21 protein-coding genes and 2 pseudogenes are annotated in these 24,730 nt (G+C 70.3%); 20 read left to right on the top strand and 3 right to left on the bottom strand.

The genetic code is table 11. The features are described 5' to 3' along the window. Positions 1–350: 350 nt before the first annotated feature. A complete protein-coding gene (gene mraZ, locus JF781_RS11605; RefSeq protein WP_067100969.1) occupies positions 351–782 on the top strand; it encodes a division/cell wall cluster transcriptional repressor MraZ in 432 nt (143 codons plus the stop codon). Positions 783–956: 174 nt separating this feature from the next. Here mraZ and JF781_RS28730 read toward each other — a convergent pair. Then, positions 957–1,136: pseudogene (locus JF781_RS28730) on the bottom strand (hypothetical protein); the annotation flags it as partial. On the opposite strand from JF781_RS28730, the gene rsmH reads away from it, so the two are divergent. The 3 genes from rsmH (at position 1,099) to JF781_RS11585 (ending at position 5,386) form a co-directional block, all read left to right on the top strand. After that, a complete protein-coding gene (rsmH, locus tag JF781_RS11595) occupies positions 1,099–2,076 on the top strand; it encodes a 16S rRNA (cytosine(1402)-N(4))-methyltransferase RsmH (RefSeq protein ID WP_225329788.1) in 978 nt (325 codons plus the stop codon). The pseudogene JF781_RS28730 and the gene rsmH sit on opposite strands and share 38 nt — an antisense overlap. Further along, positions 2,076–3,314, top strand: coding sequence for a hypothetical protein (locus tag JF781_RS11590; protein WP_225329789.1), 1,239 nt, complete (start codon positions 2,076–2,078; stop codon positions 3,312–3,314). The genes rsmH and JF781_RS11590 overlap by 1 nt, the downstream gene beginning before the upstream one ends. Positions 3,315–3,382: 68 nt before the next feature. After that, a complete protein-coding gene (locus tag JF781_RS11585; RefSeq protein ID WP_255641727.1) occupies positions 3,383–5,386 on the top strand; it encodes a penicillin-binding protein 2 in 2,004 nt (667 codons plus the stop codon). On the opposite strand, the gene JF781_RS11580 is transcribed toward JF781_RS11585, so the two are convergent. Next, the gene (locus JF781_RS11580) at positions 5,383–6,513 is read right to left on the bottom strand and encodes an FAD-dependent monooxygenase (protein WP_308011594.1); all 1,131 of its coding nucleotides are present in this window, start codon (positions 6,511–6,513) and stop codon (positions 5,383–5,385) included. The genes JF781_RS11585 and JF781_RS11580 overlap by 4 nt on opposite strands. A 64-nt stretch (positions 6,514–6,577) precedes the next feature. Here JF781_RS11580 and JF781_RS11575 point away from each other — a divergent pair, with 64 nt between their 5' ends. From JF781_RS11575 to JF781_RS11500, 16 genes are all read left to right on the top strand, one after another. Then, positions 6,578–7,183, top strand: a complete 606-nt coding sequence (locus JF781_RS11575; RefSeq protein ID WP_225329792.1) for a TetR/AcrR family transcriptional regulator — start codon at positions 6,578–6,580, stop codon at positions 7,181–7,183. Between the two features lie 66 nt (positions 7,184–7,249). Then, positions 7,250–8,818 (top strand): UDP-N-acetylmuramoyl-L-alanyl-D-glutamate--2,6-diaminopimelate ligase, encoded by a 1,569-nt coding sequence (locus tag JF781_RS11570; protein ID WP_225329793.1) that lies wholly within the window; start codon positions 7,250–7,252, stop codon positions 8,816–8,818. Continuing rightward, positions 8,815–10,365, top strand: coding sequence for a UDP-N-acetylmuramoyl-tripeptide--D-alanyl-D-alanine ligase (gene murF, locus JF781_RS11565; RefSeq protein ID WP_225329794.1), 1,551 nt, complete (start codon positions 8,815–8,817; stop codon positions 10,363–10,365). The genes JF781_RS11570 and murF overlap by 4 nt, the downstream gene beginning before the upstream one ends. Next, positions 10,362–11,441, top strand: coding sequence for a phospho-N-acetylmuramoyl-pentapeptide-transferase (mraY, locus tag JF781_RS11560; protein ID WP_225329795.1), 1,080 nt, complete (start codon positions 10,362–10,364; stop codon positions 11,439–11,441). Before murF ends, mraY begins: the two co-directional genes overlap by 4 nt. Continuing rightward, positions 11,441–12,898 (top strand): UDP-N-acetylmuramoyl-L-alanine--D-glutamate ligase, encoded by a 1,458-nt coding sequence (gene murD, locus JF781_RS11555; RefSeq protein ID WP_225329796.1) that lies wholly within the window; start codon positions 11,441–11,443, stop codon positions 12,896–12,898. Before mraY ends, murD begins: the two co-directional genes overlap by 1 nt. A gap of 7 nt (positions 12,899–12,905) precedes the next feature. Next, complete coding sequence (ftsW, locus tag JF781_RS11550; RefSeq protein ID WP_225341168.1) at positions 12,906–14,645, top strand: putative lipid II flippase FtsW; 1,740 nt, start codon at positions 12,906–12,908, stop codon at positions 14,643–14,645. Next, positions 14,642–15,868 carry an undecaprenyldiphospho-muramoylpentapeptide beta-N-acetylglucosaminyltransferase gene (gene murG / locus JF781_RS11545; protein ID WP_225330247.1) on the top strand — a complete coding sequence of 409 codons (1,227 nt, stop codon included), beginning with the start codon at positions 14,642–14,644 and terminating at the stop codon, positions 15,866–15,868. The genes ftsW and murG overlap by 4 nt, the downstream gene beginning before the upstream one ends. Further along, the gene (gene murC, locus JF781_RS11540; protein ID WP_225330246.1) at positions 15,865–17,352 is read left to right on the top strand and encodes a UDP-N-acetylmuramate--L-alanine ligase; all 1,488 of its coding nucleotides are present in this window, start codon (positions 15,865–15,867) and stop codon (positions 17,350–17,352) included. The genes murG and murC overlap by 4 nt, the downstream gene beginning before the upstream one ends. Next, a complete protein-coding gene (locus JF781_RS11535; RefSeq protein WP_225330245.1) occupies positions 17,349–18,314 on the top strand; it encodes a cell division protein FtsQ/DivIB in 966 nt (321 codons plus the stop codon). Before murC ends, JF781_RS11535 begins: the two co-directional genes overlap by 4 nt. A gap of 268 nt (positions 18,315–18,582) precedes the next feature. Further along, the gene (gene ftsZ / locus JF781_RS11530; RefSeq protein WP_225330251.1) at positions 18,583–19,740 is read left to right on the top strand and encodes a cell division protein FtsZ; all 1,158 of its coding nucleotides are present in this window, start codon (positions 18,583–18,585) and stop codon (positions 19,738–19,740) included. A 100-nt stretch (positions 19,741–19,840) separates the two neighbouring features. Continuing rightward, complete coding sequence (gene pgeF, locus JF781_RS11525; RefSeq protein ID WP_225330244.1) at positions 19,841–20,548, top strand: peptidoglycan editing factor PgeF; 708 nt, start codon at positions 19,841–19,843, stop codon at positions 20,546–20,548. A 5-nt stretch (positions 20,549–20,553) separates the two neighbouring features. Continuing rightward, on the top strand, positions 20,554–21,330 hold the full coding sequence (locus tag JF781_RS11520; protein ID WP_225330243.1) for a YggS family pyridoxal phosphate-dependent enzyme: 777 nt from the start codon (positions 20,554–20,556) through the stop codon (positions 21,328–21,330). Between the two features lie 66 nt (positions 21,331–21,396). Next, the gene (locus JF781_RS11515; protein WP_225330242.1) at positions 21,397–22,050 is read left to right on the top strand and encodes a cell division protein SepF; all 654 of its coding nucleotides are present in this window, start codon (positions 21,397–21,399) and stop codon (positions 22,048–22,050) included. A gap of 176 nt (positions 22,051–22,226) precedes the next feature. Then, positions 22,227–22,517, top strand: a complete 291-nt coding sequence (locus JF781_RS11510) for a YggT family protein (RefSeq protein ID WP_003878110.1) — start codon at positions 22,227–22,229, stop codon at positions 22,515–22,517. A gap of 262 nt (positions 22,518–22,779) precedes the next feature. Then, positions 22,780–23,586 (top strand): DivIVA domain-containing protein, encoded by an 807-nt coding sequence (locus JF781_RS11505; protein WP_225330241.1) that lies wholly within the window; start codon positions 22,780–22,782, stop codon positions 23,584–23,586. A 92-nt stretch (positions 23,587–23,678) separates the two neighbouring features. Next, the gene (locus JF781_RS11500) at positions 23,679–24,008 is read left to right on the top strand and encodes a phage holin family protein (protein WP_225330240.1); all 330 of its coding nucleotides are present in this window, start codon (positions 23,679–23,681) and stop codon (positions 24,006–24,008) included. 3 nt (positions 24,009–24,011) lie between these two features. Here the strand turns inward: JF781_RS11500 and JF781_RS11495 are convergent. After that, positions 24,012–24,695 (bottom strand): annotated as a pseudogene (locus JF781_RS11495) (phosphoribosyltransferase); the annotation flags it as partial. Positions 24,696–24,730: the final 35 nt, after the last annotated feature.

Here is a 24,730-nt window from a genome sequence, read left to right as displayed (position 1 = left end):
TTTCCCCGGTTTTCACCAAGCCCTGGGCGGTGCGCGCAACCGTCGATGCCGATTTGCGGCTCGATCGAGGCCCGATCGAGGCGCACGGCGGCGGTGAAGCCCCACCGGGCCCCACCCGAGTTCCCCACGACGCCCCACTCGCGGCGTTTTCCCTGATAGATGCGCTGTCCCCGGCGCCCGGAATCGTGGCACGAGAGGTGCCCGACACGCGCCTTGTGGGCCGCTGAGGGCCCCGTGACGACGGATAACCCGGAAAACGCCACGGCGACACTCCATCAATGGGGCGAAGTGGGGGATTGTGGGGTATGGTGGCTGCAGTGTTTGGGTGACCTCGAACGGGAGGTGAGCTGGTGTTTCTTGGCACCTACACGCCCAAACTCGACGACAAGGGGCGGCTGACGTTGCCCGCGAAGTTCCGTGACGCGCTGGCAGGGGGGTTGATGGTCACCAAGAGCCAGGACCACAGCCTCGCCGTCTACCCGCGCGCGGAATTCGAGCAACTGGCCCGCCGGGCGAGCAAGGCCTCGCGAAGCAACCCTGACGCCAGGGCCTTCCTGCGTAACCTCGCCGCCGGCACCGACGAGCAGCACCCCGACGCCCAGGGGCGCATCACCTTGTCGGCCGACCACCGTCGTTACGCGAGCCTGTCCAAGGACTGCGTGGTGATCGGCGCGGTCGACTACCTCGAGATCTGGGATGCGCAGGCCTGGCAGGACTACCAGCAAACCCACGAAGAGAACTTCTCCGCGGCCAGCGATGAAGCACTCGGCGACATCATCTGAGGCGCATGCCCGTGCAACGTGGCCTCTGCCCGAACCGACCCTGGCGTACTTCCCCAACGCCAGGTTCGCGCTTTCGGTCAGGGACCTCGATGCAGGGGCGCCACACCTTTTCCGGCACGCTCGGGCCCTGCCGGCCCGTGCGGGCGACGGGTGGCGGCAGATCCGGGGAGGCGTTGCGGTGGCTGACAATTCAGGGCGCGGTGATCGCAAGCGCGGCCGTGGCGACCGCAAGCGCGGCGCAGCCGGGCGCAGCGGGTCGCCACTAAAGGATGCAGCCGGGCGCAGCGGGTCGCCGCCATCGGGATCAGGCGGGCACGTGCCCGTCCTGCTGGAGCGTTGCGTCGAACTGCTCACGCCCGCATTGACCCGCCACCACCCGGACGGGACGGGGGCGACCCTGGTCGATGCCACCGTCGGCGCGGGAGGGCACGCGGAGCGGTTCCTCACCGACCTGCCGGGGCTGCGGCTGATCGGACTCGACCGCGACCCCAGCGCCTTAGACATCACCCGATCACGGTTGGCGCGATTCTCCGACCGGGTCACGCTGGTGCGCACCCGCTACGACGGCGTCGCCACGGCACTGATCGAATCCGGATATGCCGCAACCGAATCGGTCGACGGCATGCTGTTCGACCTCGGTGTGTCGTCCATGCAGCTCGACCGCGCCGACCGGGGCTTCGCCTACGCCCAGGACGCGCCGCTGGACATGCGGATGGACCCCGACGCGCCGCTGACCGCCGCCGACATCCTCAACACCTACGACGAGGCGGAGCTGGCGAACATCTTGCACCGTTACGGCGAGGAGCGGTTCGCGCGGCGCATCGCCGCGCACGTCGTGCGCCGGCGGGCCCGGGAGCCGTTCACGTCGACCGCGGACTTGGTGGCCCTGCTCTACGACGCGATTCCGGCCGCGGCCCGGCGCACCGGCGGGCACCCGGCCAAGCGCACCTTCCAGGCGCTGCGGGTCGCGGTCAACGACGAATTGGATTCGCTGCGCGGCGCACTTCCGGTCGCCCTGGACGCGCTCGCCGTCGGCGGGCGCATCGTGGTGATGGCCTACCAGTCGCTGGAAGACCGGATCGTCAAGCGGTTGTTCGCCCAGGCGGTCGCTTCCCGCACCCCGGTGGACCTGCCGGTCGAACTTCCGGGTCACCAGCCGCGATTCCGGGCCCTGACGCAGGGTGCCGGGCGTGCCGACGGCACCGAGATCGAACGCAATCCGCGCAGCGCCGCGGTGCGGCTACGGGCTCTGCAGCGCATGGAATCACAGCAGGCGACCGGGAAAGGCGATTGATGAAAGCGGACCGCGAGACGGCGAAACGACGCGGTGGCAGCGACCGCCGGGGCGCCCGCGACGGTGCTGCCCGACCGGGTAGGCGCCCGGCGCCGGAACCCGGCGCGGCGCGGCGCACCCGCGGCGCCAGGACCTCGGCGCCCACCCGCGAAACCCGCGCACCCAAGGCCGGGCCGCAGAGCAGCCCCGTCGCCCGGCCCGTCGAGCGCTCGGCCCGGCCCAAGAACGCCAGCCAGGCCAAGGCGCGGGCCAAGGCCCGGAAAGCAAAGGCGCCCAAGGTTGTTCGTCCGAAGCTCACCGAACGGCTGGCCGTCCGGCTGGCATCGATCGACCTGCGGCCGCGGACACTCGCGAGCAAGGTTCCGTTCGTCGTGTTGGTCATCGGTGCGCTCGGCGTCGGGCTCGGGCTCACGCTGTGGTTGTCCACCGACTCCGCCGAACGCTCCTACAAGTTGAGCCACGCCCGCGAGCGGACCCGGCTGCTGCAGCAGCAGAAGGAAGCGCTGGAGCGCGACGTGCGCGAGGCCGAAGCCGCGCCGGCGCTGGCGGAGGCCGCCCGCAAGCAGGGCATGATCCCCACCAGAGACACCGCGCACCTGGTCCAGGACCCGTCCGGGAACTGGGTGGTGGTAGGCACCCCCAAGCCGGCCGACGGTGTTCCGCCGCCGCCGCTGAACACCAAGCTCCCCGACGACGCGCCGCAACCCCCGAAGCCGGCCGCGCCCGCCGCGGAGGTCCCGATGCGGCTCGAACCGGTCCCCGGTGGCCCCGCCCCGGCTCGGTCGGGGCCCGAAGCGCTGCTGCGCGCACCCGACGGCGCCTCGACGGTGGGCGGCCAGCACTTCCCGCCGGCAGTTCCCCCGGTGCCCGGCGCGCCTGGCGCCCCCGGGGCGCCCGCTGCCGGTACGCTGCCCGGCATGCCAGGTGGGCCCGTTACCGGTGCGCTGCCCGGCATGCCCGGCGGGCCGGTAACCGGTGCGCTGCCGACGCCGGGCCTGCCGATGCCGGCCAGGCCCGCGGCCCCGCCGGTGCCGGCCGAGGTCCCGATTCCGTTGGGCGGCCTGCCCATTCCGGCTCCTGGCCAGCTGCCCGCGCCCCTGCCGCCGGAGGTTCCGGTCCCGGTGCAGCTGGGTCGCCCGGCTAACCCCCAGCCGATCGCCCCCGCCGCTCCGATGCCGCAACCGGGTACCGGCACCCTGCCCGGGCCCGCCGGTGCGCCGCCAGGTGCTCCCAGGTGAGCCGCGGCGACTCCCCACGGGCACGCCGGTCGCAGGCCGCACGCCCGACGCGCGGCCCCCGTAAGGACTTGGCGGGCAACGGCGTCCGGCAGTCCAAGCGCCGGGCGAAACCGCAGCAAGCGGACCAGGGTCGCGACGTCCGGGAACCGAAGCGATTTCGGAAAGCCAAGCAGCCCAAGGATGGCCGCGGAGCGCAGCGGCCCGAGCCGGTGGGGGCCGGTCACTCGGCGCGGGAGCGGCGCACCCGTCAGATCGCGCAAATGGCCAGCCGCGGCGGCTCGTTCGTTTTCCGTCATCGCGCCGGCAATGTGGTCATCCTGGTGCTGATGCTGGTGGCCGCCGCCCAGTTGTTCGTCCTGCAGGTGACCAGCGCCCCGTCGCTGCGGGCCCAGGCCGCCGGACAGCTCAAGGTCACCGACGTGGAAAAGGCGGTGCGCGGCAGCATCATCGACCGCCGCAAGGATCAACTGGCCTTCACCATCGAATCGCGTGCGCTGACGTTCCAGCCGAAACGCATTCACAAGCAGCTGGACGAGGCCAAGGCCAAGAATTCGGCCGCCCCCGACCCGCAGCAGCGGTTGCGCGATATCGCCAAGGACGTCTCGGGTCGCCTGGGCAACAAGCCCGACTCGGCGACCCTGCTGAAAAAGCTGCAAAGCGACGAGAATTTCGTCTACCTGGCGCGAGCCGTGGATCCCGCTGTCGCCAGCGCGATCTCGGACAAATTTCCCGAGGTCGGTTCCGAACGCCAGGATCTGCGCCAGTACCCGGGCGGATCGCTGGCGGCCAACATCGTGGGCGGCATCGACTGGGACGGCCACGGTCTGCTGGGGCTGGAAGAGGCCATGGACTCCGTGCTGTCCGGAACCGACGGTTCGGTCACCTATGACCGCGGGTCCGACGGTGTGGTCATCCCCGGCAGCTACCGCAACCGGCATCGGGCCGTCAACGGCTCGATGGTCCAGCTGACCCTCGACGACGACATCCAGTTCTATGTGCAGCAGCAGGTGCAGCAGGCCAAGAATGTGTCTGGCGCACACAATGTTTCGGCCGTGGTCCTCGACGCGAAGACCGGCGAAGTCCTGGCCATGGCCAACGACAACACGTTCGACCCCTCCCAGGACATCGGGCGGCAGGGCGACAAACAGCTGGGCAACCCGGCGGTGTCCTCGCCGTTCGAGCCCGGCTCGGTGAACAAGGTGATCACCGCGTCCTCGGTCATCGAGTACGGCCTGTCCAATCCGGACGAGGTGCTGCAGGTCCCCGGTTCGATCCAGATGGGCGGGGTCTCCATCCACGACGCCTGGGACCACGGGGTGATGCCCTACACCACCACGGGCGTGTTCGGAAAGTCCTCCAACGTCGGCACTTTGATGCTCGCCCAGCGGGTCGGCCCGGAGCGCTTCTATGACATGGTCCGCAAGTTCGGGCTCGGGCAGCGCACCAACGTGGGCCTGCCCGGCGAAAGCGCCGGGTTGGTGCCGCCGATCGACCAATGGTCGGGCAGCACCTTCTCCAACCTGCCCATCGGCCAAGGTCTTTCGATGACGCTGCTGCAGATGACCGGCATGTACCAGGCGATCGCCAACGACGGGGTGCGCATCCCGCCCCGGATCATCAAGGCCACCATCGCGCCCGACGGCACCCGCACCGAGGAACCGCGTCCGGATGGCGTGCGGGTGGTGTCGGCGCAGACGGCCCAGACCGTGCGCAACATGCTGCGTGCCGTCGTGCAACACGACCCGATGGGATACCAGCAGGGCACCGGTCCCGCCGCCGCGGTGACGGGTTACCAGATGGCCGGCAAGACCGGTACCGCGCAGCAGATCAACCCGGCCTGCGGCTGCTACTTCGACAACGTCTACTGGATCACGTTCGCTGGCATGGCCACCGTCGACAACCCCCGGTATGTCATCGGCATCATGATGGACAACCCGGAGCGCAACGCCGACGGCACACCGGGCCACTCGGCGGCCCCGCTGTTCCACAACATCGCCGGCTGGCTCATGCAGCGCGAGAACGTGCCGCTGTCGCCGGACCCGGGCCCGCCGCTGACCTTGCAGGCCACCTAGACTTCCCGCCCGCGCCCCGATGCGACGGTGAAATCGCGGTTGCGCGCGTCGATTTGGTCTTGGGTGGCTGGAATCAGGAACTCGCCGCCGGGCGCCGCTGTGGCCTGGCAGCGAAGAGCGTGTGGTCGCTGGTCGCGTTCGTATTGCTGCCACGCTTGGCCGAGGTCGCCGGGATGGTCGCGCAGCGCTCGAGCGAGAAACCAGGCGCCGGTCAGGGCCAGGCTGGTGCCGCGGCCCGACAGGCTCGAGGCGCAGTGCGCCGCGTCCCCGACGAGGACGACGCGGCCGCGATGCCAGGTGGGCAGGTGAATCTGGCTGACGGAATCGAAATACAGTTCCGGATCGGCGACCGCGGCGTCGACCAGATCGGGTACCCGCCACTCGCTGTGGCCGGCGAATGCGTCGACGAGGATCTGCTTCTGGGCCGCGAGGTCGTGGTAGTCGTAGTCGATCCAGGGCGATCGAAACATGAAGACCGCCAAGGCTTTGTCGTTATAGGCGGCGATGCCGGCCAGGCGCCCGGGGAAGTTGTACATCGGGTTGTCGCGCCCGGACGGCGTGTAGCCGGGCAATTCGGCCAGTGCGACATAAAAGCCGAGATGGCGCAGAAACTGTTGCTCGGGTCCGAATGTCAGCCGTCGCACCGCCGAATGCATTCCGTCGGCACCGACAATCAGGTCATAGCGCTCGCGGTTGCCCGAATTGAACCGCACATCGACGCGGCGATCATCGTCATCGAGTTCGCTGATGGATTCGTTGAACCGCAGCTCTACCGACGGCCCCAGCCGGTTGTACAGGATGGTTGTGAGGTCTTCGCGCGGGATTTCGATGTCGCCGGCGGAGTCGTTGAACTCGTCGAGTGGCGGTTCGGCCACCACGGTGCCGCTTTCGTCGATGAACTGGACGCGTTCGGTCATGTCGACCCGGTGAGCGCGGCTCTGTGCGAGCACGCCCATCTTGTCGGCGACGTCGATGGAATCCCCGCGAACGTCGATAGGGGAGCCGTTCACCCGCAAGTGGTTGGCGCGTTCGACCAGGGTGACGTCGTGGCCGTCGGCGCCGAGGCTTATCGCCGCGCTCAGGCCGGCGATTCCGGCACCGGAGACGAGAATGCGCATCGATTCCACCCCTGATTCCTATAAGATACGGACTGTATCCAAAGAAACATAAACCCGAACGCTAGGAAACGCAATGTCTCTTAACTCGACCGGCGTGGTTCGGCGGCGCCGGGGCCCCGCATTGGAGGAGGCCTTGCTGGATGCGGCGTGGACGGAGCTGACCGAACGCGGCTACGACGAGCTCACGATCGACGCCGTCGCGGTACGGGCGGGCACCAGCCGCGCAGTGCTCTACCGGCGCTGGCCGAACAAGCAGGAACTCGCGCTCGCCGCGGTGGCGCATGAGGTGGCCAAAGACGTCGTGGTCGCCCCCGACACCGGCAGCCTGCGCGGTGACGTGATCGCATTGCTGCGGCAAGCGAACAAGGTCAGGGTGGCGTTGGTGGTGCCGTTGTTGACCCGGCTCGGCGGCTTCTACCAGCAGACCGGCAGCAGCCTGGCCGATCTCGAAACGCTGGTGCGCGGGCGGCGCGACGGCGCGTTGGAGCAGGCGATCCAACGCGCCATCGATCGCGGTGAAATCCAACCCGACCAGATGACTGAGCGCATCGCGCGCCTGCCCGTGGACCTGTTCCGCTACGAGGTCCTCATGACGCTGCGGCCTCTGCCCGACGAAGCCATCGAAGAGATCGTCGACACCGTCTGGCTTCCCCTGCTCGACCGGCGCAAAAGACCGTAACCCCGCCGCCCGGGCGCGGGAGCGTCTCGTCGGCCCGTGCTCCTAGGTAGGGTGTCATGGCCGATCATGGCTGACGGAGGTGGTGACGGGGTGTCGGTGCCCGGTGCGCTGCGGCCCAGCGCCGCAGCGGGCGTGCGATTGCCGGCGTTGGCGGCTGACATCGCAGCCGCGTCGGCCGGCGATCGGGCCGTCCCGAACCTACTGGTCACCGGCGTGACGCTGCGTGCTCAGGATGTGGTGTCCGGCGATCTGTTCGCCGCGCTGCCCGGTTCGACCACCCACGGTGCCCGCTACGCCGCCCAAGCGATCGACAGCGGCGCCGTCGCGGTGCTCACCGACGCCGCCGGGGTCGCCGAGATGGGCGCTCTGAGGCAATCTGTGCCGACGCTGGTTCACCCCGACCCCCGCGGCGTGCTCGGCGGGTTGGCCGCCACGGTGTACGGCAACCCGTCCGAGCGGGTGACGGCCGTGGGAATCACCGGCACGTCGGGCAAGACCACCACGACCTATCTGGTCGAGTCCGCCCTGCGCGCCGCCGGCCGCAGGGCCGGGTTGATCGGCACCATCGGCATCCGCATCGACGGCGCCGACATTCCCAGCGCGCTGACCACGCCGGAGGCCCCCGCGCTGCAGGCGATGCTGGCGGCGATGGCCGAACAGGGGGTGGACACCGTCGTCATGGAGGTCTCCAGCCACGCGCTCGCACTGGGCCGCGTGGACGGGACCGGATTCGCGGTCGGCGCGTTCACCAACCTGTCGCGCGACCACCTCGACTTCCACCAGACCATGGCCGACTACTTCGAGGCCAAGGCGTTGCTCTTCGACCCGAACTCCCCGCTGCGGGCCCGGCGCGCCGTGGTGTGCGTCGACGACGAGGCCGGGCGCGCGATGGCGGCCCGAGCAGGCGACGCGATCACCGTCAGCGCCGAGGGCCAACCCGCGCACTGGCGTGCCGTCGACGTGGCCCCGATGGGCGCCGGGGGACAACGGTTCACCGTCCTCGATCCGGCCGGGGCGCCGCATGAACTCGGCGTTCGGCTGCCCGGCCACTACAACGTCGCCAATTGCCTTGTCGCACTAGCCATTCTGGACGCGGTGGGGGTATCCCCGGAGGAGGCGTCGGCGGGGCTGCTGCAGGCCCGCGTGCCGGGACGCATGGAGGAGATCGACGCCGGCCAGGACTTCCTGGCGCTGGTCGACTACGCCCACAAACCCGGCGCGTTGCGCGCGGTGCTGACCACCCTGGCGCGTCCGGACCGCCGGGTGGCGGTGGTGTTCGGCGCCGGCGGCGAGCGCGATCCGGGCAAACGTGCACCGATGGGCGCCACCGCGGCCGAGCTGGCCGACCTGGTCGTCGTCACCGACGACAATCCGCGCGGCGAGGATCCGGCCGCGATCCGCCGTGAGATCCTGGCCGGTGCGGCCGAAAGTGGTTGTGCGGCAGACATTGTCGAGATCGCCGACCGGCGCGACGCGATCAGGCACGCGGTCGCCTGGGCGCGCCCGGGCGACGTGGTGCTGATCGCCGGCAAGGGCCATGAAACCGGCCAGCGCACCGGCGGGCACACCCGGCCCTTCGACGACCGGGTCGAGCTGGCGCAGGCGCTGCGGGACCTCGACGGGGCGCAACGATGATCGAATTGACGGTCGCCCAGATCGCCGACATCGTCGGCGGCACCCTGTCCGACGTCTCGCCGCAGGACGCCGCGCAACGCCACGTCACCGGGACGGTGGAATTCGATTCGCGCGCCGTCGTACCTGGCGGGCTGTTTCTGGCGCTCCCGGGCGCCCGGTCGGACGGCCACGACCACGCGGGCGCGGCCGTCGCGGCCGGTGCGGTGGCGGTGCTGGCCGCTCGGCCGGTCGGGGTTCCCGCCATCGTCGTCGCCCCCGAGGGGGCGTCCGGATCGCGGGCCGGGGTGCTCGAGCACGACCCGGACGGCTCCGGCGCGGCGGTGCTGGCGGCGCTGGCCAAGCTGGCCCGGGCGGTGGCCGCCGAACTGGTGGCGGGCGGGCTGACCATCGTCGGGATCACCGGATCGTCGGGAAAGACCTCGACCAAGGACCTGGTGGCCGCCGTGCTGGCGCCGCTGGGTGAGGTGGTGGCCCCGCCGGGGTCGTTCAACAACGAGCTGGGACATCCGTGGACGGTGCTGCGGGCGACGCCCGACACCGACTTCTTGGTCCTCGAGATGTCGGCGCGCCACCCCGGCAATATCGCCGCGCTGGCCGACATCGCCCCGCCGTCGATCGGGGTGGTCCTCAACGTCGGCACCGCACACCTGGGCGAGTTCGGGTCGCGTGAGGCCATCGCACAGACGAAATCCGAACTGCCCCAATCTGTTCCGACATCCGGGGTGGTGATCCTCAACGCCGACGACCCCGCGGTGGCGGCCATGGCCGAGGTGACCGCGGCCCGGGTGGTGCGGGTCAGCCGCGCCGAGAACACCAGCGCGGGCCCCAGCCGGCTGTGGGCCGGGCCGGTCTCGCTCGACGAGTTGGCCAGGCCGTGCTTCACGCTGCATCACCGCGACGACTCCGGGACCCGGCAGGCGCAGGTGCGGCTCGGCGTCTACGGCGATCACCAGGTCACCAACGCGCTGTGCGCCGCCGCGGTCGCGCTGGAATGCGGCGCCGACGTCGACCAGGTGGCGGCCGCGCTCGCCGGGGCCGGCCCGGTGTCGCGGCACCGGATGCACGTCACCACCCGCGGCGACGGCGTCACCGTGATCGACGACGCCTACAACGCCAACCCTGATTCGATGCGCGCCGGGTTGCAGGCACTGGCCTGGATCGCCCACGGCGGCGGCGAAGGTGCGCAGTCAAAGCGCAGGAGCTGGGCGGTGCTCGGCGAGATGGCCGAACTCGGTGAGGACGCGATAGCCGAGCACGATCGCATCGGCCGGCTGGCCGTGCGCTTAGATGTGTCTCGACTCGTTGTCGTGGGAAGTGGGAGGTCGATGAGCGCCATGCACCACGGAGCGGTCATGGAGGGTTCGTGGGGCTCAGCCGATAAGGGGGCCGTCAACGTGGCCGACAGCGACGCCGCCCTGGCGCTGCTGCGGGCCGAGCTGCAACCCGGCGACGTCGTCCTGGTCAAGGCCTCCAACGCGGCCGGCTTGGGCGCGCTCGCCGACGCCCTGACTTCACAAGGCTCAGAAGACGGCGGAGCCCGCCCATGAGACAAATCCTCATCGCCGTCGCCATCGCGCTGGCCGTCTCGATCCTGTTGACACCGGCGCTGATCCGGCTGTTCACCAGGCAGGGGTTCGGCCACCACACCCGCGACGACGGCCCGCCGACCCACCACGCCAAGCGAGGCACGCCGTCGATGGGCGGCGTCGCGATCCTGGCCGGCATCTGGGCCGGTTATCTGGGGACGCACCTGGCCGGGCTGGCGTTTGACGGCGAGGGCAGCTCCGCGTCGGGTCTGCTGGTGCTGAGCCTGGCCACCGTGCTCGGCGGCGTCGGGTTTCTCGACGACGTGATCAAGATCCGCAGGTCGCGCAATCTCGGGCTGAACAAGACTGCCAAGACGATCGGGCAGGTCGCGGCCGCGGTGATCTTCGGCGTGCTGGTGCTGCAGTTCCGCAACGCCAACGGCCTGACGCCGGCCAGCGCGGACCTGTCCTACGTGCGCGAGATCGCCACCGTCGCCCTGGCTCCGGCGCTGTTCGTGTTGTTCTGCGTGGTCGTCGTCAGCGCCTGGTCCAACGCGGTCAACTTCACCGACGGCCTGGACGGGCTCGCCGCGGGCACCATGGCCATGGTCACCGCGGCCTACGTGCTGATCACGTTCTGGCAGTACCGCAACGCGTGCGTCACCGCGCCGGGGCTGGGCTGCTACAACGTGCGCGATCCGCTGGACCTGGCGATCGTCGCCGCCGCCACCGCGGGCGCCTGCATCGGCTTTCTGTGGTGGAACGCCGCGCCCGCCAAGATCTTCATGGGCGACACCGGATCGCTGGCGTTGGGCGGCATCATCGCGGGCATCTCGGTCACCAGCCGCACCGAGATCCTCGCCGTCGTGCTGGGTTCGCTGTTCGTCGCCGAGGTCCTCTCAGTTGTGTTGCAAATCTTGACGTTTCGCACCACCGGGCGCCGGGTGTTCCGGATGGCGCCCTTTCACCACCACTTCGAATTGGCCGGCTGGGCCGAGACCACGGTCATCATCCGTTTTTGGTTGCTCACCGCGATCGCCTGCGGGCTGGGTGTGGCCCTTTTCTACGGTGAGTGGCTGGCCGCGATCGGTGCCTGATGAGCGGTCTTGACCCCTTGGCGCCGGGCGCCTCGGTGCTGGTGGCCGGCGGCGGGGTGACGGGCAAGGCGGTGCTGGCGGCCCTGACCCGATTCGGCGCGGTGCCGACCCTGTGCGACGACGACCTGGCCACCCTGCGCGGGTACGCCGACGCGGGCGTGGCGACCGCTACGACGTCGGCGGCAGCCGAGCGGATTTCCCGCTACGCCCTGGTGGTGACCAGCCCCGGCTTCTCACCGGCCACGCCGCTGCTGGTCGCCGCGTCGGCCGCGGGCGTGCCCGTCTGGGGCGATGTGGAGCTGGCCTGGCGGCTGGACGCCGCGGGTCACTACGGGCCGCCGCGCCGCTGGCTGGTGGTCACCGGGACCAACGGCAAGACGACGACGACGTCGATGCTGCACGCCATGCTGACCGCCGCGGGGCGCGCAAACCTGTTGTGCGGCAACATCGGCAGCCCGGTGCTCGACGTCCTGGACCAGCCCGCCGAGCTGCTGGCCGTCGAGTTGTCCAGCTTCCAGTTGCACTGGGCGCCCTCGCTGCGTCCCGAGGGCGGCGCGGTGCTCAACATCGCCGAAGACCACCTGGACTGGCACGGCACGATGGCCGACTACGCGGCGGCCAAGGCCCGGGTGCTCGACGGGCGGGTGGCGGTGGCCGGGCTGGACGACGCCCGGGCCGCGGCGCTGCTGGGGACCGCGCGGGCGCCGGTGCGCGTCGGGTTTCGGTCGGGCGAGCCGGGCCCGGGGGAACTCGGCGTGCGCGACGGCCACCTGATCGACCGCGCCTTCGCCGACGACCTGACCCTGCTGCCCGTCGACTCGATACCGGTGCCCGGCCCCGTCGGCGTGCTCGACGCCCTGGCCGCGGCCGCGCTGGCCCGCAGTGTCGGGGTGCCCGCAGAGGCGATCGCGTCCGCGCTCGCGACCTTCCGGGTGGGCCGGCACCGGGCGGAGGTCGTGGCCGTCGCCGACGGCATCACCTTCGTCGACGACTCCAAGGCCACCAATCCCCACGCCGCCGAGGCGTCGGTGCTGGCCTACCCCCGAGTCGTCTGGATCGCCGGCGGCTTGCTGAAGGGCGCATCGGTGGACGCCGAGGTCGCCAGGATCGCGTCGCGGCTGGTCGGGGCCGTGCTCATCGGCCGGGATCGGCAAGAGGTTGCAGAGGCGTTATCGCGACACGCGCCGGATGTCCCCGTCCTCCACGTTGTGACAGGCGAGGATGCTGGTATGGATGCGACTGCAGTGGTTTCTGGTGCAGATGTGACAGAAGTGAAACATGTGGGCCGGGATCTCGGCACTGCGGTCATGGCCGCGGCGGTTGCCGCGGCGCGTGGCCTGGCCCAGCCGGGTGACACGGTCCTGCTGGCACCGGCGGGCGCATCGTTCGACCAGTTCGCGGGTTACGCCGACCGGGGCGACGCGTTCGCGGCCGCCGTGCGCGCGGCGATCCGGTAGGGCGGGCGTGGGTAACGCACTGACCCGGTTCCTGGGCCGGGGTAAAGCGACCAGCGGGACCGAGACGGGGCCCGCGGAGGACGGCGACTCGGCGGCGGAAGTCACCGACGCGGCCGAGGTCACCGAGGCGCCCCCGGACGACGGAGAAAAGGCCGACAAGGCCGACAAGGCCGGCAAGCCGCCCAAAGCCCCGAAGGCGCCCAAGGCGAAAAAGGACAAGGCGGCCGGCGCCGACGGCGGTTCGCACAACCGGTTCGGCGCCTGGCTCGGCCGTCCCATGACCTCGTTTCACCTGATCATCGCCATCGCCGGCTTGCTGACGACGCTCGGCCTGATCATGGTGCTCTCGGCATCGGGCGTGCGGTCCTACGACGCCGACGGGTCGGCCTGGATCATCTTCGGCAAGCAGGTGCTGTGGACGGTGATCGGGCTCGTCGCCTGCTACACCTCGTTGCGGATGTCGGTGCGGTTCATCCGTCGCGTCGCCTTCACCGCCTACGTCGTCACGGTCATCCTGCTGGTCTTGGTGCTGGTTCCCGGCATCGGCAACCTGGCCAACGGATCCCGCAAGTGGTTCGTGGTCGCCGGCTTTTCCATGCAGCCCTCCGAGCTGGCCAAAATCGCCTTCGCCATCTGGGGAGCGCACATGCTCGCGGCCCGCCGTCTGGAGCGGGCCAGCCTGCGCGAACTGCTGATCCCGCTGGTGCCGGCGGCGGTGATCGCGCTGGCGCTGATCGTCGCGCAGCCCGACCTCGGGCAGACGGTGTCGCTGGGCATCATCCTGCTCGCCCTGCTCTGGTACGCCGGCCTGCCGCTGCGCGTCTTCGCCACCTCACTGCTCGCGGTCTTCATGGCCGGGGCGGTCCTGGCGATGTCGGCCGGCTACCGCTCCGACCGGGTGCGGTCCTGGATCAACCCCGAGAACGACCCGCAGGACACCGGTTATCAGGCCCGGCAGGCGAAATTCGCGCTGGCCCACGGCGGTATCTTCGGCGACGGCCTGGGCCAGGGCACCGCCAAATGGAATTACCTGCCCAACGCCCACAACGACTTCATCTTCGCGATCATCGGCGAGGAGCTCGGTTTCATCGGCGCGTTCGGGCTGCTGGTCCTGTTCGGGCTGTTCGCCTACACCGGGATGCGGATCGCCCGCCGCTCGGCCGACCCGTTCCTGCGGCTGCTGACCGCCACCACGACGATGTGGGTGTTGGGTCAGGCGTTCATCAACATCGGTTACGTGATCGGGATCCTCCCGGTGACGGGCATTCAGCTGCCGCTCATCTCCGCGGGTGGAACCTCCACCGCGGCAACGCTTTTCATGATCGGGATCATGGCCAATGCGGCCCGTCACGAACCCGAGGCGGTGGCCGCGCTGCGGGCCGGCCGCGACGACAAGGTGAACCGGCTCCTGCGGCTCCCGCCGCCCGAGCCCTATTCGCCGACGCGGCTGGAGGCGTTCCGCGACCGCAAGCGGTCTCGCCCGCAATCGGCCCCGCAAGCGCGCGGCGCGCCGCGCAAGGGCGCCGGGTCACCCGGGCGCAAGACGCCCCGCAACGCCGAGGCGCCGCTGCGGTCGGCGTCCCCGCGAGCGGCCGGCCGCCCGGCCCGCCAGTCTGCGGGCAGCGCCCGCTCCCGGGCGAGGCATCATGGATCTGGCCAGCGCTATGCGAACCTGGGAGCCAATCAGGCCGCCGGCCGGCGCCAGCAACGGCGCACACGCGCATTGGAAGGTCAGCGTTACGGGTGAACGACACGGTCAACGAGCCGACCGGCGGGCGGGGGGCAGACCCTCTGCCCGCCGGTGCCGCGTTGCCGGCTTTTAAGCCGCTGTCGGTCGTGCTGGCCGGCGGCGGAACGGCCGGCCACGTTGAGCCGGCGATGGCCGTCGCCGACGCGCTGAGCGCGCTCGATCCGCAGGTCCGGATCACCGCGCTGGGCACGGCGCGGGGGCTGGAGACCAGGCTGGTGCCCGCGCGCGGCTATGACCTCGAGCTGATCACGCCGGTGCCGCTGCCGCGCAAGCCCAGCGGCGACCTGGCCCGCCTGCCCTCGCGGGTGTGGCGGGCCGTCCGGGAAACCCGCGCCGTGCTGCGGTCGGTCGACGCCGACGTGGTGATCGGCTTCGGCGGATACGTGGCGCTGCCGGCCTATCTCGCCGCGCGGGACCTGCCCTTTGCGGCCGCGCGCCGCCGTCGGGTCCCGGTGGTGATCCACGAAGCCAACGCCAGCGCCGGGCTGGCCAACCGGGTCGGCGCCCGCAGCGCCGAGCGGGTGCTCTCCGCGGTGCCCGACTGCGGCCTGCCGGGCGCCGAAGTGGTCGGGGTGCCGGTGCGCGAGGCCATCACCTCGCTGGACCGCGCGGCGCTGCGCGCCGAGGCGCGCCGGCACTTCGGTTTCGCCGACGACGCGCGGGTGCTGCTGGTGTTCGGCGGCTCGCAGGGGGCGGCCTCGCTGAACCGGGCCGTCTCCGGGGCGGCCGCCGGGCTGGCCTCCGCCGGCGTGGCCGTGCTGCACGCGCACGGCCCCAAGAACACGCTCGACCTGCGCGAACCACTGCCGGGCGATCCGCCGTACGTGGCGGTGCCCTACCTCGACCGGATGGACCTGGCCTACGCCGCCGCCGACCTGGTGATCTGCCGGTCCGGGGCGATGACGGTCGCCGAGGTCTCGGCGGTGGGCCTGCCGGCGATCTACGTGCCCCTGCCGATCGGCAACGGCGAGCAACGGCTCAACGCGCTGCCGGTGGTCAACGCCGGCGGCGGCATGGTGGTCGCCGACGCCGACCTGACGCCCGAGCTGGTCGCCAGGGAGGTGGCGGGCCTGGTGGGCGACCCGCCGCGGCTGGCGGCGATGACGGCGGCGGCCGCGCGGGTGGGACATCCCGACGCGGCGCGCCAGGTGGCCCAGGCGGCGCTGGACATCGCCAGGAAGGCACGGCTCGGCCGCTTGGCGGCCGGAGGAAAGCCATGACCACCGAGCAGCTGCCGCCCGAGCTGCAGCGGGTGCACATGGTCGGCATCGGGGGAGCCGGCATGTCCGGCATCGCCCGCATCCTGCTCGACCGCGGCGGGCTGGTCTCCGGCTCGGATGCCAAGGAGTCGCGCGGCATCCACGCGCTGCGGGCCCGGGGCGCGCAGATCAACATCGGGCACGACGCGTCGTCGCTGGATCTGTTGCCCGGCGGCGCCACCGCGGTCATCACCACCCACGCCGCCATCCCGAAAACCAACCCCGAGCTCGTCGAGGCCCGCCGGCGCGGCATTCCGGTGATCCTGCGGCCGGCCGTGCTGGCCAAGCTGATGGACGGCCGCACCACGCTGATGGTCACCGGCACCCACGGCAAGACGACCACGACGTCGATGCTGATCGTGGCGCTGCAGCACTGCGGGCGCGACCCGTCGTTCGCGGTCGGCGGCGAGATGGGGGAGGCCGGGACCAACGCGCACCACGGCAGCGGCGACTGTTTCGTCGCCGAGGCCGACGAAAGCGACGGGTCGCTGCTGGAGTACACGCCCAATGTCGCGGTGGTCACCAACATCGAGACCGATCACCTGGACTTCTACGGCAGTGCCAGCGCCTACGTCGACGTGTTCGACGCCTTCGTGGACCGGCTCGCCCCCGGCGGGGCGCTGGTGGTCTGCGTCGACGATCCCGGGGCGGCGGAGCTGGCACGGCGCACGGCCGAACTGGGCATTCGGGTCCTGCGCTACGGATCCGGCTCGGGGACTTCGCAATCCGGTGAACCCCTGGCCGCCGAGTTGTTGTCGTGGCAGCAGCAGGGCACCGAGGCGGTCGCGCAGATCCAGCTGGCCCCCGAGCTGGACCCCGAGCAGCACCCGCGGGTGATGCGGCTGTCGGTGCCCGGACGCCACATGGCGCTCAACGCGATGGGCGCGCTGCTGGCGGCGCTCGAGATCGGCGCCCCGGTCGACGCGGTGCTGGACGGGCTGGCCGGCTTCGAGGGGGTGCGCCGCCGGTTCGAGCTGGTCGGCGCCGCGGGCAATGGGCAGCCGGTGCGGGTGTTCGACGACTATGCCCATCACCCCACGGAAATCGTCGCCACGCTGGCGGCGGTCCGAACCCTGCTCGAGCAGAGCGGTGACGGCCGCAGCATCGCGGTGTTCCAGCCCCATTTGTATTCGCGGACAAAGGCTTTCGCGCAGGAGTTCGGTCACGCGCTGGACGCCGCCGACGAGGTTTTCGTCCTCGACGTCTACGGCGCGCGCGAACAACCGCTGGCCGGCGTCAGCGGCGCCAGCGTCGCCGAGCACGTCAGCGTCCCGGTGCGCTACCTTCCGAACTTCTCCGCCGCCGCCGAGCAGGTGGCCGCGGTCGCCGGGCCCGGCGATGTCATCGTCACCATGGGGGCGGGCGACGTGACCCTGTTGGGGCCCGAGATCGTCACGGCGTTGCGAGGGCGGGCCAACCGCGGCGCGCCGGGGGCGCGGCGATGACCCAGCCGACCCCCGAACCGCCCGGGGCCATGCAGGCCGACAACCCGGTCCCGGACGACGCGGTCACCGCGCCGCTCTTCACCGGCACGGGCGCCGACCCGGCGGAACCCGATCCACAGGCCGATCAAACCCCCGATCCGGCGGAGGTCGAGGGGCCGCGCCGGCGGGCCCGCCGCGAACGCGCCGAGCGCCGCGCCGCCCAGGCCCGCGCCATGGCCATCGAAGAGGCGCGCCGTGAAGCCAAGCGCAGGGCCACCGGACGGCCGGTCCACGAACCCAAACCCGTTGCGCGGGGCGTTGTTCGGGGGCTCAAGATGCTGTTGGTCACCATCCTGCTGGTGATCGTCGGCATCGGGTTGGCGTTGGTGCTCTATTTCACGCCGGCGATGTCGGCCCGCAACATCGTCGTCGTCGGGACCGGCGTGGTGACCCGGGACGAGGTCCTGGATGCGGCGCAGGTGCGGCTCGGAACGCCGCTGCTGCAGATCAACACCAACCAGGTCGCCGACCGGGTGGCGGCGATCCGGCGAGTGGCCAGCGCGCGCGTGCAGCGCCAGTACCCGTCCGCGCTGCGGATCACGATCGTCGAGCGAGTCCCGGTGGCGGTCAAAGACTTTCCCGACGGGCCACACCTGTTCGACCGCGACGGCGTGGATTTCGCGACCGGGCCGCCGCCACCGGCGCTGCCCTACCTCGATGTCGCCGATCCGGGGCCGAACGACCCCGCCACCAAGGCCGCCCTGCAGGTGCTCACCGCGCTGCGTCCCGAGGTTCAGGACCAGGTCGGCCGGATCGCGGCGCCCTCGGTGGCCTCGATCACCCTGACACTCGGCGACGGCCGGGTGGTGATCTGGGGGACCACCGACCGCACCGACGAGAAGGCCGAGAAGCTGTCCGCGCTGTTGACCCAGCCCGGCAAGACCTACGACGTGTCCAGCCCGGACCTGCCGACGGTCAAGTAGCGATCTTCGTCACGTCGCGCGCGCCGCGGCGCCGTCGAGCAGCGCTCACGCCCGCTCAGCGGCGGAAAAATGGGCAAAATTTGCGGGACGCGCGTCGGCGCGCCTGCGGGGTTAGCGCGCGCCATGCCCATACCGTTCTGGTTGCGCGGAACTACTTGACATAACTCTAACTCTATGGTTGAGGTTGAGGGTTTGCCAGGAAGGACCGCGAACGTCCGGAGGAGCCCACCACCGGGAGAGCCGAGCCCATCAGGGAGGAAGACGAATGATGACCCCCCCGCACAACTACCTGGCCGTGATCAAGGTCGTGGGTATCGGTGGCGGCGGCGTCAACGCCGTCAACCGAATGATCGAACAGGGCCTCAAAGGCGTCGAGTTCATCGCGATCAACACCGACGCGCAGGCGCTGTTGATGAGTGACGCCGACGTCAAACTCGACGTCGGGCGCGACTCCACCCGCGGGCTGGGCGCCGGCGCCGACCCGGAGGTCGGGCGCAGGGCCGCCGAGGACGCCAAGGACGAAATCGAAGAGCTGCTGCGCGGGGCGGACATGGTGTTCGTCACCGCCGGTGAGGGCGGCGGGACCGGCACCGGCGGGGCCCCCGTCGTCGCCAGCATCGCCCGCAAGCTGGGCGCGCTGACCGTCGGAGTGGTCACCCGGCCGTTCTCGTTCGAGGGCAAGCGGCGCGGCAACCAGGCCGAAAGCGGCATCGCGTCGCTGCGGGAGAGCTGCGACACCCTGATCGTGATCCCCAACGACCGGCTGCTGCAGATGGGTGACGCCGCGGTGTCGCTCATGGACGCCTTCCGCAGCGCCGACGAGGTGCTGCTCAACGGTGTCCAGGGCATCACGGACCTGATCACCACCCCGGGCCTGATCAACGTCGACTTCGCCGACGTCAAGGGCATCATGTCCGGCGCCGGCACCGCGCTGATGGGCATCGGCTCGGCGCGCGGCGAGGGCCGCTCGCTCAAAGCCGCCGAGATCGCCATCAACTCCCCGCTGCTGGAGGCGTCGATGGAAGGCGCGCAGGGCGTGCTGATGTCGATCGCCGGTGGCAGCGACCTGGGGCTGTTCGAGATCAACGAGGCGGCCTCGCTGGTGCAGGACGCCGCGCACCAGGACGCCAACATCATCTTCGGTACCGTCATCGACGACTCGCTGGGCGACGAGGTGCGCGTCACCGTCATCGCGGCGGGATTCGACGCCACCGGCCCCGGCCGCAAACCCGTCATCGGCGGCAACGCCGACAAGGAAGAGAAGGTCGGCGCGCACCGCATCGAGTCGGCGAAGGCCGGCAAGCTCACCTCGACGTTGTTCGAACCGGTCGACGCGGTCAGCGTGCCGGTGCACACGAACGGTTCGACCTTGAATATCGGCGGCGATGACGACGACGTCGATGTGCCGCCGTTCATGCGCCGCTGAGGTCTCGATTTGCTTGCCACTGCGCGACAAACCGGCGTCGAAGCATAGGGGCCCTACGTCGATGCAGCCTGGCGGGCAAGGGCTTCCGGATACTGGTCACGTGAGCGTTCGCATCCGGCGGGTGACCACCACCCGCGCCGGTGGTGTCTCGAAGCCCCCCTTCGACACCTTCAATCTGGGTGACCACGTTGGTGACGACCCGGCGGCGGTCGCCGAAAACCGGGCACGGCTGGCGGGCGCCGTCGGCCTGCGCCCCGGGCGCGTGGTGTGGATGAACCAGGTCCACGGTGATCGGGTCGAGGTGGTCGACGGACCACCGGAGGCCACGCTCGAAGACACCGATGCGCTGGTGACCCGAACCGCGCGACTGGCGCTGGCGGTGGTGACCGCCGACTGCGTTCCGGTATTGATGGCCGACGCGCGCGCCGGTGTGGCCGCGGCGGTGCACGCGGGGCGCGTCGGCGCCCAGCGCGGCGTGGTGGCGCGCACCGTGGCGGCGATGCTCGAACTGGGAGCGCAGCCCGAGGACATCTCGGCCCTGCTCGGTCCGGCCGTCAGCGGCCAGAACTACGAGGTGCCGGCGGCGATGGCCGACGAGGTCGAAGCGGCGCTGCCCGGCAGCCGCACCACCACCGCGGCCGGAACGCCCGGACTCGATCTGCGGGCCGGAATCGCTTGCCAGCTCAAGGGTTTGGGCGTCACCGCAATCGACATCGATCCGCGGTGCACGGTGGCCGACCCGACATTGTTCAGCCACCGCCGGGATGCACCGACGGGCCGGCTGGCCTCGCTGGTCTGGATGGAGTGACCGCGATGGCGGTGGACATGTCCAATGGGGGAGACCGCGAATCGGAATTGACCCACGCATTGGCGGCGGTGCGCTCACGCCTTGCCGCGGCGGCCGAAGCGGCGGGCCGCAATGTCGGGGAGATCGAAGTTTTACCGGTGACCAAGTTTTTTCCAGCAACCGACGTCGTGACTTTGTCCCGATTGGGTTGCCGGGCCGTCGGCGAATCGCGGGACCAGGAAGCGACGGCAAAAGTGGCCGAGGTCACTCGGCTGCTGGCGGCTTCTGAACGGTCGAACGTGGGAAATCCGCGCTGGCACATGGTGGGTCATATCCAGCGGAACAAGGCGCGGTCGGTGGCCCGTTGGGCCCACACCGCCCACTCGGTCGACAGTGCGCACCTGGTGACCGCGCTCGACCGGGGCGTCGCGGCGGCGCTGGCCGAAGGCCGCCGCACCGAACCGATGCGGATCTATGTTCAGGTAAGCCTCGACGGCGACGAGTCCCGCGGCGGCGTCGACATCTCCCGGCCAGGGGCCGTCGACCAGATGTGCGCGCAGGTCGAGGAGGCGACCAATCTGGATCTGGCCGGCCTGATGGCCATCCCGCCGCTGAACTCCGATCCCGACGAGGCCTTTGACCGGCTCCAATCCGAACATCGGCGGGTGCTCGAGACGCACCGGAACGCGGTCGGCCTGTCCGCCGGCATGTCCGACGACTTCGAAATCGCCGTCAAACACGGATCGACATGTGTGCGTGTCGGTACCGCCCTATTGGGCCGTCGGAGGTTACCGTCACCGTAAGTAGTCACTGCAGTAACAGCTTTATCACTAACACCAGGAATCCCAGGGGCTAGAAGGGTCAACGCAATGAGCACACTGCACAAAGTCAAGGCCTATTTCGGTATGGCCCCAATGGACGACTACGAAGACGAGTATTACGACGACCGCGCGCCGTCCCGCGGTTTCCCGCGCCCGCGATTTGACGAGACTTTCCAGGGATACGGCCGCTACGACGGCGACGACTACGACGACCCGCGCCGCGAGCCGGCCGACTACGTGCCGCCCGCGGGCTACCGCGGTGGCTACGGCGAGGAGCCGCGCTACGGCGCCGTGCACCCCCGCGAGTTCGACCGGGCCGAGAGGGGCGGACCCCGCTTCGGCTCGTGGTTGCGCAACTCCACCCGCGGCGCGCTGGCGATGGACCCGCGCCGGATGGCGATGATGTTCGAAGAGGGCCACCCGCTGTCGAAGATCACCACATTGCGGCCGAAGGACTACAGCGAGGCCCGCACCATCGGCGAGCGTTTCCGCGACGGCACCCCGGTCATCATGGACCTGGTGTCGATGGACAACGCCGACGCGAAGCGACTCGTCGACTTCGCGGCCGGCCTGGCCTTCGCGCTGCGCGGTTCCTTCGACAAGGTGGCGACCAAGGTGTTCCTGCTGTCGCCCGCCGACGTGGACGTGTCCCCGGAGGAGCGTCGCCGGATCGCCGAAACCGGTTTCTACGCTTACCAATAGACGCACCCGCCGCGCTCGGCGATGGCTCGTCTCGGGCGGCCGATCGCGCACTCGGATGGTTGAACGACTCCCGAGGCCACGTGAGGTGGGGCCGGTAACCCGGAGTCGGTAGGCTGGCAGGCGCCGCGCACGTCCGCGGCGCTTGGCATCTCATCGATAAGGTCGGGGCACTTCAGTTGGTGTTGTTCTTTCAGATCCTTGGGTTTGCGCTCTTCATTTTCTGGCTGCTGCTCATCGCTCGGGTCGTCGTTGAGTTCATCCGCTCGTTCAGCCGGGACTGGCATCCCACCGGGATCACCGTGGTGGTGCTGGAGATCATCATGTCGATCACCGATCCGCCCGTGAAGCTGCTGCGCCGGTTGATCCCCCAGCTCACCATCGGAGCGGTCCGCTTCGACCTGTCGATCATGGTGCTGTTGCTGGTCGCGTTCATCGGGATGCAGCTGGCGTTCGGCGCCGCGGCGTGACCCGATTCCGGCCCGCGGCCTGAGCCCCCGTTCCGTCCCGGAGACGGTCCGGACACGTTTTAGCGTCGGTTTGGTTCCCGCGATTTAAAATTTCTAAGGTTTCGGATTTTATTGGCCTCATTGTTTGAAATTGGCTCTTATTTATTGGGCTAATCAGCAACCGTCGCGCCTGGTGTGACAGGATGGACGGCAGTTGCACTACGGCTACCACTGCGTTCTACACTTTCCAGAACGTTCGACAGGAACTTGAGGGGACGAAACAATGCCGCTTACACCAGCCGACGTCCACAATGTGGCGTTCAGTAAGCCACCGATCGGCAAGCGGGGCTACAACGAAGACGAGGTGGATGCCTTCCTCGATCTGGTGGAAGCCGAGCTGACGCGACTCATCGAAGAGAACAGCGATCTGCGCCAACGGATCGAAGAGCTCGACCAGGAGCTGGCGTCCGGCGGCGGGGCCGCCGCCCCGGCCGCGGCCGCCGCGCCCACGCAGGCCATCCCTGTCCGCGAGCCCGAGCCGGAGCCCGTCAAGGCCGCCGCCGCGCCCGCCGCACCGGCCGCGGCGGTCAACAACGAGGAACAGGCCATGAAGGCCGCTCGGGTGCTGAGCCTGGCCCAAGACACCGCCGACCGGCTCACCAGCACCGCGCAGGCCGAGTCGGAGAAGATGCTGTCCGACGCCCGCGCCAACGCCGACCAGATTCTCAGCGAGGCCCGCAGCACCGCCGAGACCACGGTGGCCGAGGCGCGGCAGCGCGCCGACGCGATGTTGGCGGACGCGCAGTCCCGCTCGGAGACCCAGTTGCGCCAGGCCCAGGAGAAGGCCGACGCCCTGCAGGCCGACGCCGAACGCAAGCATTCCGAGATCATGGGCACCATCAACCAGCAGCGCACGGTGCTGGAAGGTCGCCTCGAGCAGCTCCGCACCTTCGAGCGTGAATACCGCACCCGGCTCAAGACCTACCTGGAGTCTCAGCTCGAGGAGCTCGGCCAGCGAGGGTCGGCGGCGCCCGTGGACTCCAGCGCGGATGCCGGCGGGTTCGAGCAATTCAACCGGGGCAACAACTAGTCTTTCAGCCGTGCCGGACGCTCGCCGAGCTTCGGGGTTGGCACACTAGGTCTTGAACACCGCAGTCCCGCTCGTCGCCTGGAGGATGCCCGATGCTCGTCATTGCGCTGGTATTGGCCCTGATCGGGCTCGTCGCGTTGGTGTTCGCCGTCGTCACGAGCAACGAGCTGGTCGCCTGGGTGTGCATCGCCGCCAGCGTGGTGGGTGTGGTCCTGTTGATCCTCGACGCCCTGCGGGAGCGCCAGCAGCGCCCGCCCGGCGGTGACGAAGATCAGGATGCGGGCGAGACCCATCCCGACGAGGACGACTACGTCGACTACCCCGAGGAAGTGCCCGCGCAGGGCGAACCGGAGGCCGCCACCGAGCCGACCGAGGAGTCCAGCGTCGCGGCCGACGGCCGCAGCGACGAGCCCGCCAAGTAACGCTCAGGTGGTCGGCGTGGCGAGCAGCTCGCGCACCTCGTCGTCACTGACCTGATGAAAGTCGTCGTAGACCTGCCCGACCGCCTCGAATCCGGGCGGCATCGTCGCGCACACCACGTCGTCGGCCTCCCGCGCGAGGTCGCGGCAGGTCGACTCCGGCCCCACCGGGACCGCAACGGTGATTGATCTCGGGCCCGCGGCGCGCACCGCCCGCACGGCGGCCAGCATGCTGGCTCCGGTGGCGATCCCGTCGTCGGCCAGGATGACGACCCGGTCGCGCAGGTCGGCGATCGGCCGGCCTCCCCGGTAGGCGTGTTCGCGCCGGAGCAGTTCGGACGTCTCGCTGTCGATCACCTCGCGCACCTGCGCGTCGGTGATGCGCAAGCTGGCCACGACCTCGTCGTTCATCACCAGGCCGCCACCGCTGGCCAGGGCGCCCATCGCCAGCTCCGACCAGTTCGGCACTCCCAGCTTGCGCACCAGGAACACATCCAGCGGGGCACCCAGGGCGGCGGCGATCTCCCAGGCCACCGGCACGCCGCCGCGCGCCAGCCCGAACACCAGCACGTCGTCGCGGCCGCGGTAGGCCGTCAGCTCCTCGGCCACCGCGCGACCGGCCTCGCGGCGGTCACGAAAACTGCGTGTCGCCGTTCGCCGGAGAAAGCCGTTCGGTCGGTTCATTGGTCGTCTACCAGCCTACGTGGGAAAGCCCCCGTGTGAGG

The sequence above is a fragment of the Mycobacterium sp. WUMAC-067 genome (assembly GCF_020217485.1).
Classification (GTDB): Bacteria; Actinomycetota; Actinomycetes; order Mycobacteriales; family Mycobacteriaceae; genus Mycobacterium.
Note: the sequence above shows the minus strand (reverse complement) of the source record. Positions and strands in the feature narration are given on the sequence as shown.